This is a genomic window from Amycolatopsis sp. NPDC004368 (genome assembly GCF_053602515.1).
Window position 1 is genome coordinate 163,336 of the sequence record NZ_JBSGDT010000002.1, and the last position, 14,656, is coordinate 177,991.

The window sequence follows — 14,656 nt, forward strand, 5'->3', positions numbered from 1 at the left end:
CCGAGAGCCGCGAAAGACCGTGCTCAGGCCCGCTTGCCGCAGACCGGCCAGGCGCTGTAGCCGCCGCGAGCGTCGCGGACCTTCTCCGCGATGGCGATCTGCTGGGCGCGCGAAGCCTGGTTCGGGTAGGCCGCGTACTGGTCGCCGCCGTAGGCGTCCCAGGTGCTCTTGTCGAACTGCAGGCCGCCGTAGTAGCCGTTGCCCGTGTTGATGGACCAGTTGCCGCCGGCCTCGCACGCCGCGATGCGGTCCCACGCGGAACCGTCGCCGATGGCGGGTTCCGCGGGCTTCTTCGTGCCGACCTTGAGGATCTTCGGCTTGGCCTCGACGAGGACCTTCACCGAGACCTGCTCGCGGGAGATCTCTTCGCCGTTCTTCTTGGTGACCTTGTAGGTCACCATCTTCTGGCCCGGGGTGCCCGGGTCCTGAACGGTGGTCTTGCCCTGCTCGAGCGTCGGGTCGTCGACCTTCTGGGTGTCGGGGTCGATGGTCTCCTGCTGGTTGACCATCGAGACGCCCATGCGGCTCACGTGGATCTCGGCGCCGTCCTTCAGCGCGACGTCCAGACCACCCTCGACGGCGTCGTCCGGGCCGAGGTTCATCTTGAAGTCGGAGACGAACTCCTTGGTGGTCACCGCGTTCGTGGTGACCTGGCGCGGCGCGTTCGTGCCGTCGAAGACCGTGACGTGCTTGAGGGTCTTGACCTGCACGGTCGAGCCTTCGAGCGGCAGCTCGCCGGTGCCCGGCATCGACGTCCAGGCGCCCTTGCTCATCATGTCGCCCATGCCCAGCTGGGTCATGGCCTCGCCGAGCGTGGTCGCGCGCACCCACGAGGGGCGCGAGACGCCGTCGACGACGAGGTTCAGCTGACGACCGCGCTCCAGCTTGATGACGCCGCCGTCGCCGACCTCGGCCTGCGGCGAGGGCGAAAGCGAGTCGTGGGCGCCGACGGACAGGCCGGCGTCTTCCAGGACCTCGCCGACGGTGTCGCCGTAGCTGTGGACGGTGAGCTCGTGGCCGTCGACGTCGACGGTCACGCTCTTGTTCATCGCCAGCGCCGCGGCACCGCCGCCGCCGACGGCGATCAGGACCGACAGCACCGCACCCTTGAGGAAGCGGCGCTTCCAGGTGCGGGTGGCCTCGCGCAGACCGTCCTCGACGGCGGCCTTCTTGGCCTCCGGAGAAGCGGTGCGGTCCTCGGCCAGCTCGTCCGGCAGGGCGAGCGGCGGGAGCATCGTGGTCTCGGCGTTGATCAGGCGGATCAGCTCGTCGACGTCGACGTCGATCTCGGCCATCATCGCGTCGGCGTCGGGCCCGAGGGCCGCGAGCACGTCCTGCTGCGTCACGTACAGCTCGTCGGAGAAATCAAGCTCTCCGTACGCGGTGTCGTCGAGCTCTCGCTCGAGCACGGCCACCGAACCAGCGGAAGAGAATAGGGTCTGCGCAGCACCACGGTTCTCGGTGCTATGGCGCGAGGCACCCTGCCTGCTACCAGTCACTGGGTCGTTCCCTTTCCCAGGACAGGACGTGTCGCCACGACCTGTTCCTTCGTCGCGACGCGCCATTCGGCGCGCCTCTCAAGTCCGACACCCCCAGTCAGCGCCATCGTCACGGTCCCGAGTCGTACCAACCTCGATGCCGCTTCCCCGACGTGCACTGACGTGACTGTGGGCGTATCAGCCGGATCCGCGTCCGCGGTTCCGACCGGCACGATCACGGGACAGTAACGGAGGTCGCCGGGTTGCGCAAACACCCCCCGGAGTGTCGTGACCTGTGTCACTCGTCAGTGTGGGCTATCGCGCTCCCCGAACGTCGCAATCCGTTCAACCCGTTGTGACAGACGGCAATTGGTAAACACGCTCGGCAGTGGTCCGGACCGCTTCGGCCACCTCGTGGACCGCTTCGCCCCTCAGCGCGGCGAGGTGCCGGACGGTGTAGGCGGTGCAGTAGGGCTCGTTCGGCCGCCCACGGAACGGGTGGGGGGTCAGGAACGGCGCGTCGGTCTCGACGAGGTACTGGCCCGCCGGGGCGAGCCGGGCGGCCTCGTGGAGCCCCCGGGCGTTCTTGAACGTGACCGTGCCCGCGAACGAAAGCACGTAACCCTTGTCCACGCAGCGGCGCGCGATGTGCTCGTCGCCGGAGAAGCAGTGGAAGACGACGGTGTCCGGTGCGCCCTCTTCGTCCAGGATTCGCAGCACGTCCTCGTGGGCGTCGCGGTCGTGGATCATCAGCGTCTTGCCGAGCCGTTTGGCGAGGTCGATGTGCCAGCGGAACGCGTGCTGCTGGGCGTCGTGCGGCGAGTAGTCCCAGTAGTAGTCGAGGCCGGTCTCGCCGACGGCGACCACGCGCTCGGCGGCCGCCAGACGTTCCACTTCGGACTTGTCGGCCTCGGAGAACTCCTTGGTGCGCGTGGGATGGATGGCCACGGCGGCGAACACGCGCTCGTCCCACGTGGCCGCGTCGACGGCCCAGCGCGCCGAGGCCAGGTCGTCGGCGACGGTGACCACGCGGGCCACGCCGGCGCGTTCGGCGCGGTCGACCATGGCCGTGACGTCGGCGGCGGTCTTCGCGCCGCACGCGTCGAGGTGGGTGTGGGCGTCGACCACGGCGGCCGGGAGGCGGTCGGGGATCGGCGGCAGTTCACGCTTGTCTTCACCCATGGGTTGAATTTAGCCCGGACGGCGAAGGGCGCCCCGAGGGAGTGCTCGAGGCGCCCTTCACGGACCTAGCCAGCCAAAACCAGCCGACCTTTTGCCCAACCATGCCGCGAGATCGCTTGAGACGATCTCGCACGCCCTGCCGGAGGCGGGCCGACAACACTGTGTTACTTGGTGATCGGCGCCCAGTCCGGCCCGTCTTCGCCGAGCTTCGGGTCGAGCTTCGTGAACAGCGGCGTCGGCTTCTGCAGCGGCCGGCCGACCTCGATCGGCGTCGACTCCCACTTGGCCTGCTCACCCGCGTAGTCGCCGGTGAGGATCGGGTTGATCCGGCCCGGGATGTCGAGGTCCTCGACCTCCTGCAGCTCCGGCTGCGCGGCCCACACGCCCGTGCCGCCGAGGGCCTCGTGCACCTTCTGCGCCGAGTGCGGCAGGAACGGCGTGAGCAGCGTGTTCGCGTCGCTGACCACCTGCAACGCGGTGTGCAGCACGCTGTCGCGGCGCGCCGGGTCGTCCTTGAGCTTCCACGGCTCCTGGTCCGACAGGTACCGGTTGGCCGCGGTGACCACGCGCATCGCCTCCGACGCCGCCGCCTTGAAGCGCGAGCGGGCCAGGTGGGCGCCGGCGGTGTCGAACGCCTTGCGCGAGAGCTCCTTGAGCTCCTCGTCGGCCGCCGTCGGGGCGTCGGGCCGCGGGATGGCGCCCACGTTCTTGTGCGCCATCGAGATGGAGCGGTTCACGAGGTTGCCCCACTCGTTGGCCAGCTCGAAGTTGGTGCGGCGGACGAACTCCTCCCACGTGAAGTCGGTGTCCTGCGTCTCCGGGCCGGCCACGGAGATGAAGTAGCGCAGCGCGTCGGGGCCGAACTCGCGCAGGAAGTCGTGCACGTAGATGACCGTGCCGCGCGAGGTGGAGAACTTCGAGCCGCTCATGGTGAGGAACTCGCTGGACACGATCTCGTCGGGCAGGTGCAGCTTGCCGTACTTGCCGGGCCGGCCGCCGTGGTCACCCTCGCCGTTGTGGCCGAGCAGCAGCGCCGGCCAGATCTGGGCGTGGAAGGTGATGTTGTCCTTGCCCATGAAGTAGTAGGAACGCGCGTCGGCGTTGTTCCACCACTCCTGCCACGCGTCGGGGTTGCCCGTGCGCCGGGCCCACTCGACGCTGGCGGAGAAGTAGCCGATCACGGCGTCGAACCACACGTAGAAGCGCTTCATCGACTGGTCGCGCCAGCCGTCGAGCGGGATCTTCACGCCCCAGTCGAGGTCGCGCGTGATCGGGCGCGGCCGCATGTCGTCGATGAGGTTCTTGGTGAAGTTGAGGACGTTCGGGCGCCAGTCGTTTTTCGTCGACAGCCAGTCGCCGAGCGTCTTGGTGAACGCCGGCAGGTCGAGGAAGTAGTGCTCGGTCTCGACGAACTTCGGCGTCTCGCCGTTGATGCGCGAGTGCGGGTTGATGAGCTCGGCGGCGTCGAGCTGGTTGCCGCAGTTGTCGCACTGGTCGCCGCGCGCGAACTCGTAACCGCAGATCGGGCAGGTGCCCTCCACGTAGCGGTCGGGCAGCGTGCGCCCGGTCGACGGGCTGATCGCGCCGCGCGTGGTCTTCGGGACCACGTAGCCGTTGCGGTTGAGCGCGAGGAAGATCTGCTGCGTGACCTCGGCGTGGTTGCCGGTGGAGGTGCGCGTGAACAGGTCGTAGGACAGGCCGAGGCCGCGCAGGTCCTCGTCGATCTGGCGGGTGTACTTGTCGGCGGTCTGCTGCGGGGTGAGGCCCTCGTTGTCGGCCTGCACGGTGATGGGCGTGCCGTGTTCGTCGGTCCCGGACACCATGAGCACCCGGTTGCCGGCCATTCGCTGGTAGCGGGAGAAGACGTCGGACGGGACGCCGAATCCGGATACGTGGCCGATGTGGCGGGGGCCGTTGGCGTAGGGCCAGGCCACCGCTGTCAACACAGAGGTGCTCATACCTGTTTAGCCTACGGAAACCGTCCAAGGCGTTTGTGGGCGGTCCGCGGGTCGAACTCGGGGAGGAGAGGGTCTTCATGATCACGGCACGGGGTCTCGAGCGGCGGTTCCGCCGCAAGGGCCGGGGCGGGGGTGAGGTCCACGCCGTCAAGGGGGTCGACCTCGACGTGGCGGCCGGTGAGCTGGTGGGGTTCCTCGGGCCGAACGGCGCGGGCAAGACCACGACCCTGCGCATGCTCACCACGCTGCTGAAACCGTCGGCCGGCACGGCGACCGTCGGCGGACACGACCTGCTCACCGACCCGCTGGGGGTGCGGCGCAACATCGGGTACGTCGCGCAGGGCGGGGGCGCGTCGCCGGAGGTGCGGGTCGCCGAGGAGATAGAGCTGCAGGGGCGGCTGTATGGCATGTCGAAGGCCGGCGCGATCGCGCGCGGCGAGGTGCTGAGCGAGCAGCTCGACCTCGCCGGGCTGGGCGGGCGGCTCACCAAAACGCTGTCCGGGGGCCAGCGGCGGCGGCTCGACATCGTGCTCGGGCTCATCCACAACCCGGGGCTGGTGTTCCTCGACGAACCGTCGACCGGCCTCGACCCGCAGAGCCGCGCCAACCTGTGGGACCACATCCGGCGGCTGCGCGCCGAACACGGCGTGACCATCTTCCTGACCACGCACTACCTCGACGAGGCCGACGCACTGGCCGACCGGCTGATCGTGATCGACGACGGCCGCATCGTCGCCGAGGGCACGCCGGATTCGCTGAAGTCCCGGGTGTCCGGCGACGGCGTGGTGATCGGCGTGGACCCGTCGCTGACCACGGAGGCCGCGGACGTCGCACGGCAGCTCCCGGGCGCGCACGAGTTCGACGTGACCGACGGCTCGATCCGCTTCCGCGTGCCCCGCGGCGACACGGCCATGCCGGAGCTGCTGCGCGCACTCGACGCGAAGGGCATCGCCATGACGTCCATGCAGGTCACGCGCCCGACCCTCGACGACGTGTTCCTCACCCTGACCGGCCGCACCCTGCGGGACGCCGAGCAGCCGAGCTCCCCGGAGGTGTCCGGTGCTGCTTGACACCTGGCTGATCTTCCGCCGCGACATGACCGCGGCGCTGCGCAACCCGGCGTGGCTGCTGATCGGGATCATGCAGCCGCTGCTGTACCTCTTCTTCTTCGGACCGCTGCTGGTGAAGACGCTCAACGCGCAGGGCATGTCCGACGTCGACGGCTGGATGGTGCTCACGCCCGCGCTCATCGCGCAGCTCGCGCTGTTCGGCAGCTCGTTCGTCGGCTTCTCCCTGCTGGCCGACTACCGCTCGGGCGTGGTCGAGCGCCTGCGCGTGACGCCGGTGAGCCGCGCGGCGCTGCTGCTCGGGAAAGTGCTGGCCAATGCGTTGCAGGCTGTGGTGCAGTCGGTGCTGATCATCGTGCTGGCGTACCTCGTGTTCGACCTCGACGCGCCGGTCGGCGGGGTGCTGCTGAGCCTGCTGATCGTGTTCCTGCTCGCGCTGACGCTCGCTTCGTGCTCGTACGCGCTGGCCCTCACGCTGAAGAGCGAGGAATCGTTCCCGGCCCTGCTCAACGCGGTGCTCATGCCGCTGCTGTTGCTGTCCGGGATCCTCATCCCGATCACGGCGGGGCTCGCGCCGAAGTGGCTGTACACGATTTCGCAGATCAACCCGTTCCGGCACGTGGTGGACGTGGAGCGCAACAGCTTCCGCGGCGACTTCTCGATGGACGCGCTGTTCACGGGCAGCGTGGTGGTGCTGGTGATGGCCGTGCTGGCGATCTGGTGGGGCACGCGGACGTTCCAGCGGGAAAACGCCTGACACGCCGGGTCTCGTGTTCCCCGTTGTCGCTGGTCGGCGACGTAGGGTGGCCTTTCACTTCACCGGACGTGGGGCTGGCGCAGCGTGACCGAACCGGAAAGCGAGCGTGGGCTCACGCTCACCCATCGCGAGCAGGTGCTCGACTGGGCGGCGGTGCGTGCCGCCGACGTCCGCTTCGCGTCGGTGACCATCAGCGAGAACGTGAACTGGCGTGACCCGGGAGCCGAACGCATGCTCGCGTCCGCTCAGCACGCGGGCCTGCACACCGGCGCCCGGCACTTCGCACGGCCAGGCGCCGTGCACGACCAGGCCGACCACTTCGTGCGGACGGCCAGCAAGCTCGGGGCCTTCGCGCCGGGCTCACTCGCGCCCGCTCTCGAGGTGGACGCTCAGAGTGTCGACGACCGGTTCGTGAAGTCCTGGATCAAGCACGTGCGCCACGCGGCGCGGATCCGGCGTGTGCTCGTGTACGCCGCCCACGACTGCTGGGCCCACCGGCTCCACCCGGACCGCTGGGCCGACCCCGACGTGGTGTTGTGGCTCGTGCGCCACAACGGCATCCCCGGCCGTCCCGGCTGGTTCCACGCGCGGCTGGGGTTGCACCAGCACGCGTTTTCGGCGCTACCCGGAGTGGCGGGACCGGTTGCGCAGGATGCTGTGGTCTATCCATTCACGATGTCAGACGTACTGCTCTGAGTTTTTCGCCCGGGTCGCTTGGCAAGATGTGCCGCATGCGCTTCTCCCGGCAGCGGTTGACGACGGACGTGACGCCTTCACGTGCCGTGGTGTTGCTGTCGGCTTTCGCCGCCGCGCGGGGGTTGCCGCAGCCGGCGGCGTTGAGCGGATCGTGGTTCGGCTCGGCGGCGGTGGTGGCGCCGTTCGTGTCGGTGTCTTCGGGGCCGTTTCCTTCTGGTGGGGCTGTTGCTGCTCCGGCCGGCTGCGTCGGGGGTGGGTGGTTCGGGTACCTGTCGTATGACTCGGCGGATCCATCAGGGCGGTCTTCCGGGGTTCCCGATTCCGCTTGGGGGTGGGCGGATCACGTGCTGAGGTGGGATTCTTCCGGCTCGTGCTGGTTCGAGTCGTTGGCGGACGACCCTGGGCCGATGTTGTCCACTGTGGAGCAAGCGTTGAGCGGGTCTGCTTCGTTGTCTTGGCGTGCTTCTCCTTTGTCGCGGCCTCCTGCGGCTTCGCACGAGCAGGCTGTGAAGTCCTGCGTCGCCGCGATCGAGGCCGGGGAGCTTTTCCAGGCGAATGTGTGCACGCGGTTCACGGGAACTTTTTCGGGTTCTCCGGCGGCTCTGTTTTCGGAGGGTGTTTCCCGGCTTTCCCCTGCCCGCGCGGCTTTTCTCGCCGGGCCCTGGGGTTCGGTGGTTTCGCTGTCGCCGGAGCTGTTCCTGTCCCGGCACGGCCGGCGCGTGCGGTCGACGCCGATCAAGGGCACGTTGCCCCGACGGGATCCTTCTGATGACGGGAACGCTGCGTTGTTGCGGCGGTCCGTGAAGGACGTCGCCGAGAACGTGATGATCACGGACCTGGTGCGCAATGACCTGGGCCGGGTTTGCGCGGTGGGGAGCGTCGAGGCGACTTCGCTGTTGTCCGTCATGCCGGCGCCGGGGGTGTGGCATCTGGCGTCCACTGTGGAGGGCGTGCTTGCTCCGGGCGTGACGGATTCTGCATTGTTGGACGCAACTTTCCCGCCGGGTTCGGTGACGGGCGCCCCGAAGATCCGGGCGCTTGCGGAGATCGCTGCTCTGGAACCGTTCGCGCGCGGGGTTTACACGGGCGCCGTGGGATTGCTGTCACCGGTGGCCGGCCTGGAGCTGAACGTGGCGATTCGGACGTTCGAGATCTCTTCCGGCCGGATCGCCCTGGGCGTCGGCGGCGGCATCACGGCGGATTCGGACAGCGCCGCGGAGTGGCAGGAGTGCCTCCACAAGGCCGCGCCTCTGGAGACACTCCTGGCCACACCTGTTAGCCGCGGGGGTTGAGCAGGAGCTTGCCGACCGTGCCTCGCGAGCGGAGGGCTTCGTGGGCTTTCCGGGCGTCCCCGAGGGCGTACTCGCCGCCGGCGATGGCTTTGAGCTTGCCGCTCTGGATGAGGGTGAACAGGTCGTTCAACGCGGTCCCGAACACGTTGCCAGGCAGGCGAAAGACGTGCGGCAGCCACATCCCGGTGACGGTCGTGCTGTGCGCGAGCAGATTCCTGAGTTCCAGGGCCTTCGGCTGCTTCCGGCCGGCCATCCCGTAGAACGCGAGCCGCCCGAACGGCGCCAGCGCCGCGATGCTCTGATCGGTCGGTGCCACCCACCATGTCGAGGATGACGTCGAGGCGCTTGCCACCGTTGGCCTCGATGAGGGTTTCCGTCATGTCCTCGGCGTTCGAGTCGACTGTCGCGTCGGCGCCCAGTTCTTTCGCGAGGTTCCGCTTTTCTTCGCTGCTGGCGGTCGCGATCACGCGGCCCGCGCCCCACGCCTTGGCCAGCTGCACCGCGATCGTCCCGACACCCCCGGCCGCCGCGTGGACCACCACGGACTCGCCGGCTTCGAGGTGGGCGTTCTTCTTCAGCAGCACCCAGGCGGTCGTCCCCTGCACCAGCATCGAGAGCGCGTGGAGGTCATCGACGCCGTCGGGCACGTCAAACGCCATGTGCTTGTTCGCGACGGCCTTCTCGGCGTACCCACCGCTGTTGATGAGCGCCACCTTGCGCTGGCCTGCGGCAGTTTTCCCCACCACCTCACCCCCGGGCACGAGCGGCAACTCGCTCGGCGCGAGGTACGAATTCTCCGCCTGATGCGTGTCCGCGTAGTTCACCCCGATGCGGTCGACGTCGATCAGGATCTCGTCGGTTCGGGGCGTGGGCTCCGGCAACTCGACGAGGTTGAGCACCTCGGGCCCGCCGAACTCGGTCACCTGCACAGCACGCATCTGGGTTTCGCCACCTCTTCGTTCGCTTGGGTTGTGAGACATCCTGCCGGATGTCTCACTCCTGCGACACTCCGTGGTAACGTCTCACACATCGACACGCCTTTTGCCTCCCGTCCGGACCCCGCAGCCGCCTTCGCCCTGGCGCGCGCGTGGTTCCTCGAGGGCCGCCGCGTGGACATGCGCGAACTCGCCGGCGCGCTGGGCGTCTCCCGTGCCACCCTCCACCGTTGGCTCGGCAGCCGCGATCACCTGCTGGCGGAAATCCTGTGGTCCGAGACTTCCGCGGCCTTCGCCAACGTCACCTTCACCGGCCGCGGCGCTGCAGGGGTGGCGGATGCGATCGGCTCGTTCGTCTCTCTGGTGAACGGGTCTGTGGCCTTCCGGACCTTTCTGCAGCGGGAACCCGAGCGGGCGCTGCGGCTGCTGACGACGAAGGCGAGTGTGGTCCAGTCGCGCACCATCGCCCAGCTGACGGACCTACTGACGACGGAAATCTCCGCGGGCCGGCTGATCGCCCCGCTGCCCGCCCCGGACCTCGCCTACGTCCTCGTCCGCCTGGGCGAATCGTTCATCTACACCGACGTGATCACGGGTGAGGAACCCGACGCCGCGAAGGCTCATGCCGCCGTGTCAGCACTGTTGAGCTGATCGGGCCGGTCCTTCCTCGACTGCCACGATCGCGCTCACTTCCGAGAAGCGACCACAGCGTCATAAAGGTCCTTTTTAGACACCCCCGCCGCCTCCGCCACCTCCGAAGAAACCGCCTTCAACCGCTCCCCCGCAGCCACCCGGGCGGACACCTCCGACACCAAGTCCAAAACCGACACCGCCGCCGGAGCAGCCCCCTCCAGCACCACGGTGATCTCGCCGCGCACCCCCTCCGCCGCCCACGCAGCCAGCGAACCCAAGGTCCCCCGCTTGACCTCTTCGTACGTCTTCGTCAGCTCACGGCACACGGCCGCCCGACGGGAAGCACCGAGGGCCGCAGTGGCATCCGCCAGCAGCGAGCCCAGACGATGGGGCGACTCGAAAAACACCGCCGTCCGGGGCTCCGACGACAACGCAGCAAACCACCGAGAACGCTCCCCCGGCTTACGCGGCGCGAAGCCCTCGAAACAAAACCGATCACACGGCAAACCGGACAAAGCCAGCGCCGTCGTGACGGCCGACGGGCCGGGCAGGCAGGTCACCGGAAGATCTTCCGCAACACACGCCGACACGAGACGGAAGCCCGGATCCGACACCGACGGCATTCCGGCATCCGTGACCAAAACCACCGTTTCGCCCGCGCGCAAGGCTTCCAGCAACCGCGGCAGGCGGGAAACCTCGACGTCCTCGTAAAAGGACACAACGCGCCCAGTCAGCGTGACGCCCAGCGAAGCAGCGAGCGACCGCAGACGGCGGGTGTCCTCGGCGGCGATGACGTCCGCCGAGGCCAGGGCGGCGGTCAGGCGCGGCGAGGCGTCACCCGGGTCGCCGAGGGGGGTGGCTGCGAGCACGAGACGTCCCATGCCCGCCAGCCTAACGACACGCCCATCACACCCGGGGCCGTAGTATCAGGCTCCGTGACCGCGCTGCTGACCCGTCCCGACGACGAGAGCGTGCGGCCGGACCCGGTCGACGCCCTGCGTCCGCCGACCGACCGCGAGGCCACGCTGCTGGGCCGCGGCATGCCGACCGACCGTCTGCGCGGCTGGCTCGTCACGCTGATCCTCACGGTGATCGGCGGCGTCGTCCGCCTGCAGAACCTCGGGGTGCCCACCGACCACGGCACGCCGGTGTTCGACGAAAAGCACTACGTGCCCCAGGCGGCGCAGATGCTGCGCAACGGCGGGTACGAGGACAACGCCGGCTACGAGCTGATCGTGCACCCGCCGCTGGCGAAGGACTTCATCGCGGTCGGCGAGTGGCTCTTCGGCTACAACGGCTGGGGCTGGCGCATCATGCCGGCGCTCGCGGGCACGTTGATCATCCTGCTGACGATCCGCATCGCGCGGCGGCTCACGCGCTCGACGTTGCTCGGCGGCATCGCGGGTGTGCTGGTGATCAGCGACGGCGTGCTGCACCTGCAGTCGCGGATGGGGATGCTGGACATCTTCATCGCTCTCTTCGTCCTCGCCGCGTTCGCGTGTGTGCTGTGCGACCGGGACCAGGTGCGCCGACGGCTCGCGACAGCCGTGCGTGAGGGCTGGGTGAACGAGTCCGTCTGGGGGCCCAAGCTCGGGTTCCGCTGGTGGCGCTTCGCCGCCGGCGTGATGATCGGGCTGACCTTCGGTGTGAAGTGGTCGGCGCTGTACTACATCGCGGCGTTCGGGCTGCTCACGGTGTTCTTCGACGTCGCGGCGCGGCGGGCGGCGGGCGTCGAGCGGCCGTGGGTGGGCACGATCCGACGCGACGTCGCGCCGGCGCTGTGGGCGATCCTGCTGATCCCGCTGCTGATGTACTTGGCGGCGTTCTGGGCGTGGTTCGCGAGCGAGACGGCCACCGACCGCCACTACACCGAGATCAAGGACATCGATCCCGGGCTGTTCGCCTGGGTGCCGCCCGCGTTGCGTTCGCTCGGCGACTACACGCTGAACGTCTTGCACTTCCACGAAACGCTGCTGACACCCAAGGACAACCCGCACCCGTGGGAGTCGAAGCCGTGGACGTGGCCGATGGGCCTGCGCCCGATGCTCTACTACTACGACGGCGCCGTGACCGGCTGCGGCGAGTCGCGCTGCGTCGGCGCGACGATGCTGATCGGCACGCCCGCGATGTGGTGGCTCGCGCTGCCCATGCTCGGCTGGGGCCTGTGGCGCTGGTTCTTCCGCGCGGACTGGCGCTATGCCGCCGTGCTGGTGGGGTACTTCGCCGGGCTGCTGCCGTGGTTCACGAACATCGACCGGCAGATGTACTTCTTCTACGCCACGCCCATGGCCGCGTTCCTGGTGCTCGGCCTCGTGCTGGTGCTGGGCCAGATCCTGGGCAGCGCGCGGCGCGGGTTCGAGCGGCGGGGCACCGGTCTGCTCGTCGTCGCCCTCTACACGGGACTCGTGGTGGCCAACTTCGTGTGGCTGTGGCCGATCCTCAACGGCGTGCCGATCACGACGGCGCAGTGGAACGCCGAGATGTGGCTGCCTTCTTGGCGGTGACCGTGGCGGTGAAGTAGGCCCGCGACGGTCCCGCCCGTGCGACGGCGCCGGGGCACCAAAGCGATGGCCTCGACGCGGTGGACGTCGGCCAGGGCCCATGGGGGCAGCCCCGAGACGCGTGAGAACGAGCGATCCGGGCGAGGCCGAACGAGCACCCCGCGCGCACGACGGCGAGCGGTCTACGCGCCACAGCCCTTTCGAAGAGTCATGCCGCACATCCTGCCGCACCCGGCAAGCGGATATCAGCGGTGCAGCCGCCGAGGCACGATCTGCGTGACCGGGCCGTCCGGGGACTTACCCGCACGCGACAGCCAGCCCTCCACCTCACGGCGCACCGCGTTCAGCGTCGGGCGGCGGCGTGGCTCGGGGTCCAGTGACGCACTCAGGATCCGCGCGTGCGCGGAGCGCGTCGGGAGGCGCGAGACGGGTTCCGCGCGCGCGGCGGCCATCAACGCGGCCATCGGCGTCTCGCGGGTGCCGCGCGGGGGCTGGCCGCTCAGGGCGTAGCTGATCGTGGCGGCCAGCTGCCACGCGTCGGACGCCGGACTGGCCTGGGCGCCCATGGCCTGTTCCGGGGCGACGAAGTCGGGCGTGCCGATCATCATGCCGGTGGCCGTCATCTTCGAGTCGCCCTGACTGCGGGCGATGCCGAAGTCGATGAGGTGCGCCAGGCCGGCCGGGTCGAGCACGATGTTGGACGGCTTGATGTCGCGGTGCAGCACGCCCTTCTCGTGGGCCGCGACGAGCGCGCCCGCCATCGTGGACCACAGGCGGCCGGCGGCGACGTCGTCGAGCGGGCCCTGGCCGTCGACGACCTCGGCGAGCGGGCGGCCTTCGAGGTACTCCATGACGAGCGCGAGGCCGTCGGGTTCCTCCACCAGGTCGTACACCTTCACGCAGTTCGGGTGGTTCACCGCGGCCAGCGCGCGGGCCTCGCGCTGCATGCGTTCCTCGGTGTCACGGTCGGGCGCGTGCGCGATCTTCAGCGCGACAGTGCGATTGAGCTGCGTGTCGACGGCCTCCCACACCGTGCCGAACCCACCGTGGCCCAACCGGCGGACGCGGCGGTACCGACTGCCACCGGCACCGCGCGAACCGGGCGGCGGCGGAACCGGGCCGGGCGCGGCGGCCAGCAACCCGGGCTCCGGCGCCGACGCGAGCGCCGTGGCCGGATACGGCTTGTTCACGGGCGGCGGAGGCGGCGGCGGCAACTTCGGCCGCGGCGCGACCTGCGAAACAGGACGATCGGGCGCCGGCGGCGGCACGTCGCGGCGCGGCTCCGGCCGGTTGATCACCGACCACGGTGGCGGCCCGACCAGGCCCACGGGAATCAGCCCCAGCACGCTGAACGGCAGGAACCCGAGCCAGAAGTGCAGGGCGACGTTGGCCGTCATCCCGATGCTCGCCACCGCCATCACCACGAACGGGATCCAGAAGAACCGCGAAGGCCACTTCGGACCGCGCCGGAACGCCGTGCGCGCCTGCAGCATCACGAACAGCAGCGAACCCGCCGGCAACACCGTGAACGCGAGCAGGTAGATGCCGAACGACACCTTGAGCTTGCCGTTGTAGAAGAGCGCTTCGTAGACGTTCGGGCCACCGCCGAGGTACGTCTTCTGCACGCCGGCGAAGCAGTAGTCGGTGCTCAGCGACGCCCGCGAAGCCGCGGACAGCCCGCCGGTGCCACCCGAGTTGATCGCGCGGAACGTCTCGGAGATGCCGTTGGACAGCAGCCACGGCAGCACCAGCACGGTGACCACGCCGATCAACCCGAACACGGTGAGCGTCGTCGCGTCGTAGCGGTTGCCCGTGCCCTTGCGGACGATGGCCACCACCAGCGCCCCCAGCGCGGGGAACAGCGCGACGAGCGCACCGGCTGTGGTCGTCGCCCAGACCCAGTCACCCGGGCAGAACCCCGGGCCGAACAGGGTGTGGGCGAACGAGAGCAGCGCGCTCGCGAATCCGCTCACCGCCTGGTTCCCCTCACTCTCGGTGGTCAGTTGGTACCGCCACGCGGCCGAACCCCGTGGTCCAGCTTAGGACGCACGCCGCCTTCCCGGGGTTGCCGGGTAGGTGGGTCGTGACCGTCGCGAAACCTGCACGACACCCTTACCGGGGCCATCATGAGGACGGATCGCGAACGTCACTGTCGAG

The 14,656-nt window shown here is 69.2% G+C and carries 11 protein-coding genes and 1 pseudogene; 6 read left to right on the forward strand and 6 right to left on the reverse strand.

Annotated elements, in window-relative coordinates:
- Positions 1 to 23 precede the first annotated feature (23 nt).
- The 3 genes from ACWEOE_RS04305 to metG form a co-directional block, all read right to left on the reverse strand.
- On the reverse strand, positions 24 to 1,409 hold the full coding sequence (locus ACWEOE_RS04305) for a transglycosylase family protein (protein WP_452004557.1): 1,386 nt from the start codon (positions 1,407 to 1,409) through the stop codon (positions 24 to 26).
- A 414-nt stretch (positions 1,410 to 1,823) separates the two neighbouring features.
- Positions 1,824 to 2,660 (reverse strand): TatD family hydrolase, encoded by an 837-nt coding sequence (locus ACWEOE_RS04310; protein ID WP_452003751.1) that lies wholly within the window; start codon positions 2,658 to 2,660, stop codon positions 1,824 to 1,826.
- 164 nt (positions 2,661 to 2,824) lie between these two features.
- Positions 2,825 to 4,618 carry a methionine--tRNA ligase gene (gene metG / locus ACWEOE_RS04315; protein WP_452003753.1) on the reverse strand — a complete coding sequence of 598 codons (1,794 nt, stop codon included), beginning with the start codon at positions 4,616 to 4,618 and terminating at the stop codon, positions 2,825 to 2,827.
- A 77-nt stretch (positions 4,619 to 4,695) separates the two neighbouring features.
- Between metG and ACWEOE_RS04320 the strand changes: the two genes are divergently transcribed.
- The 4 genes from ACWEOE_RS04320 to ACWEOE_RS04335 all read left to right on the forward strand — a co-directional run bounded on the left by ACWEOE_RS04320 (position 4,696) and on the right by ACWEOE_RS04335 (position 8,430).
- Positions 4,696 to 5,688, forward strand: a complete 993-nt coding sequence (locus tag ACWEOE_RS04320) for an ATP-binding cassette domain-containing protein (RefSeq protein ID WP_452003756.1) — start codon at positions 4,696 to 4,698, stop codon at positions 5,686 to 5,688.
- Complete coding sequence (locus tag ACWEOE_RS04325) at positions 5,678 to 6,442, forward strand: ABC transporter permease (RefSeq protein WP_452003759.1); 765 nt, start codon at positions 5,678 to 5,680, stop codon at positions 6,440 to 6,442. The genes ACWEOE_RS04320 and ACWEOE_RS04325 overlap by 11 nt, the downstream gene beginning before the upstream one ends.
- An 84-nt stretch (positions 6,443 to 6,526) precedes the next feature.
- Entirely contained in the window at positions 6,527 to 7,138 is a 612-nt protein-coding gene (locus ACWEOE_RS04330; RefSeq protein WP_452003762.1) for a GH25 family lysozyme, read from the forward strand.
- A gap of 35 nt (positions 7,139 to 7,173) precedes the next feature.
- Complete coding sequence (locus ACWEOE_RS04335) at positions 7,174 to 8,430, forward strand: aminodeoxychorismate synthase component I (protein WP_452003764.1); 1,257 nt, start codon at positions 7,174 to 7,176, stop codon at positions 8,428 to 8,430.
- Here ACWEOE_RS04335 and ACWEOE_RS04340 read toward each other — a convergent pair.
- A pseudogene (locus ACWEOE_RS04340) lies at positions 8,414 to 9,368 on the reverse strand (quinone oxidoreductase family protein). The gene ACWEOE_RS04335 and the pseudogene ACWEOE_RS04340 sit on opposite strands and share 17 nt — an antisense overlap.
- A gap of 177 nt (positions 9,369 to 9,545) precedes the next feature.
- Here ACWEOE_RS04340 and ACWEOE_RS04345 point away from each other — a divergent pair.
- Positions 9,546 to 10,016 (forward strand): QsdR family transcriptional regulator, encoded by a 471-nt coding sequence (locus ACWEOE_RS04345; protein ID WP_452004559.1) that lies wholly within the window; start codon positions 9,546 to 9,548, stop codon positions 10,014 to 10,016.
- A 35-nt stretch (positions 10,017 to 10,051) separates the two neighbouring features.
- Here ACWEOE_RS04345 and rsmI read toward each other — a convergent pair whose 3' ends face one another.
- On the reverse strand, positions 10,052 to 10,879 hold the full coding sequence (rsmI, locus tag ACWEOE_RS04350; protein ID WP_452003766.1) for a 16S rRNA (cytidine(1402)-2'-O)-methyltransferase: 828 nt from the start codon (positions 10,877 to 10,879) through the stop codon (positions 10,052 to 10,054).
- A 54-nt stretch (positions 10,880 to 10,933) separates the two neighbouring features.
- Here rsmI and ACWEOE_RS04355 point away from each other — a divergent pair, with 54 nt between their 5' ends.
- Complete coding sequence (locus ACWEOE_RS04355) at positions 10,934 to 12,502, forward strand: dolichyl-phosphate-mannose--protein mannosyltransferase (RefSeq protein ID WP_452003769.1); 1,569 nt, start codon at positions 10,934 to 10,936, stop codon at positions 12,500 to 12,502.
- Positions 12,503 to 12,744: 242 nt separating this feature from the next.
- Here ACWEOE_RS04355 and ACWEOE_RS04360 read toward each other — a convergent pair whose 3' ends face one another.
- Positions 12,745 to 14,472, reverse strand: coding sequence for a serine/threonine-protein kinase (locus ACWEOE_RS04360; protein WP_452003772.1), 1,728 nt, complete (start codon positions 14,470 to 14,472; stop codon positions 12,745 to 12,747).
- Positions 14,473 to 14,656: the final 184 nt, after the last annotated feature.

What these genes read in the sequence shown, in the direction of transcription:
- ACWEOE_RS04310 (WP_452003751.1), bottom strand. Translation starts at nt 2,660, where the DNA reads ATGGGTGAAGACAAGCGTGAACTGCCGCCGATCCCCGACCGCCTCCCG.
- metG (WP_452003753.1), bottom strand. Translation starts at nt 4,618, where the DNA reads ATGAGCACCTCTGTGTTGACAGCGGTGGCCTGGCCCTACGCCAACGGC.
- ACWEOE_RS04320 (WP_452003756.1), top strand. Translation starts at nt 4,696, where the DNA reads ATGATCACGGCACGGGGTCTCGAGCGGCGGTTCCGCCGCAAGGGCCGG.
- ACWEOE_RS04335 (WP_452003764.1), top strand. Translation starts at nt 7,174, where the DNA reads ATGCGCTTCTCCCGGCAGCGGTTGACGACGGACGTGACGCCTTCACGT.
- ACWEOE_RS04345 (WP_452004559.1), top strand. Translation starts at nt 9,546, where the DNA reads ATGCGCGAACTCGCCGGCGCGCTGGGCGTCTCCCGTGCCACCCTCCAC.
- rsmI (WP_452003766.1), bottom strand. Translation starts at nt 10,879, where the DNA reads ATGGGACGTCTCGTGCTCGCAGCCACCCCCCTCGGCGACCCGGGTGAC.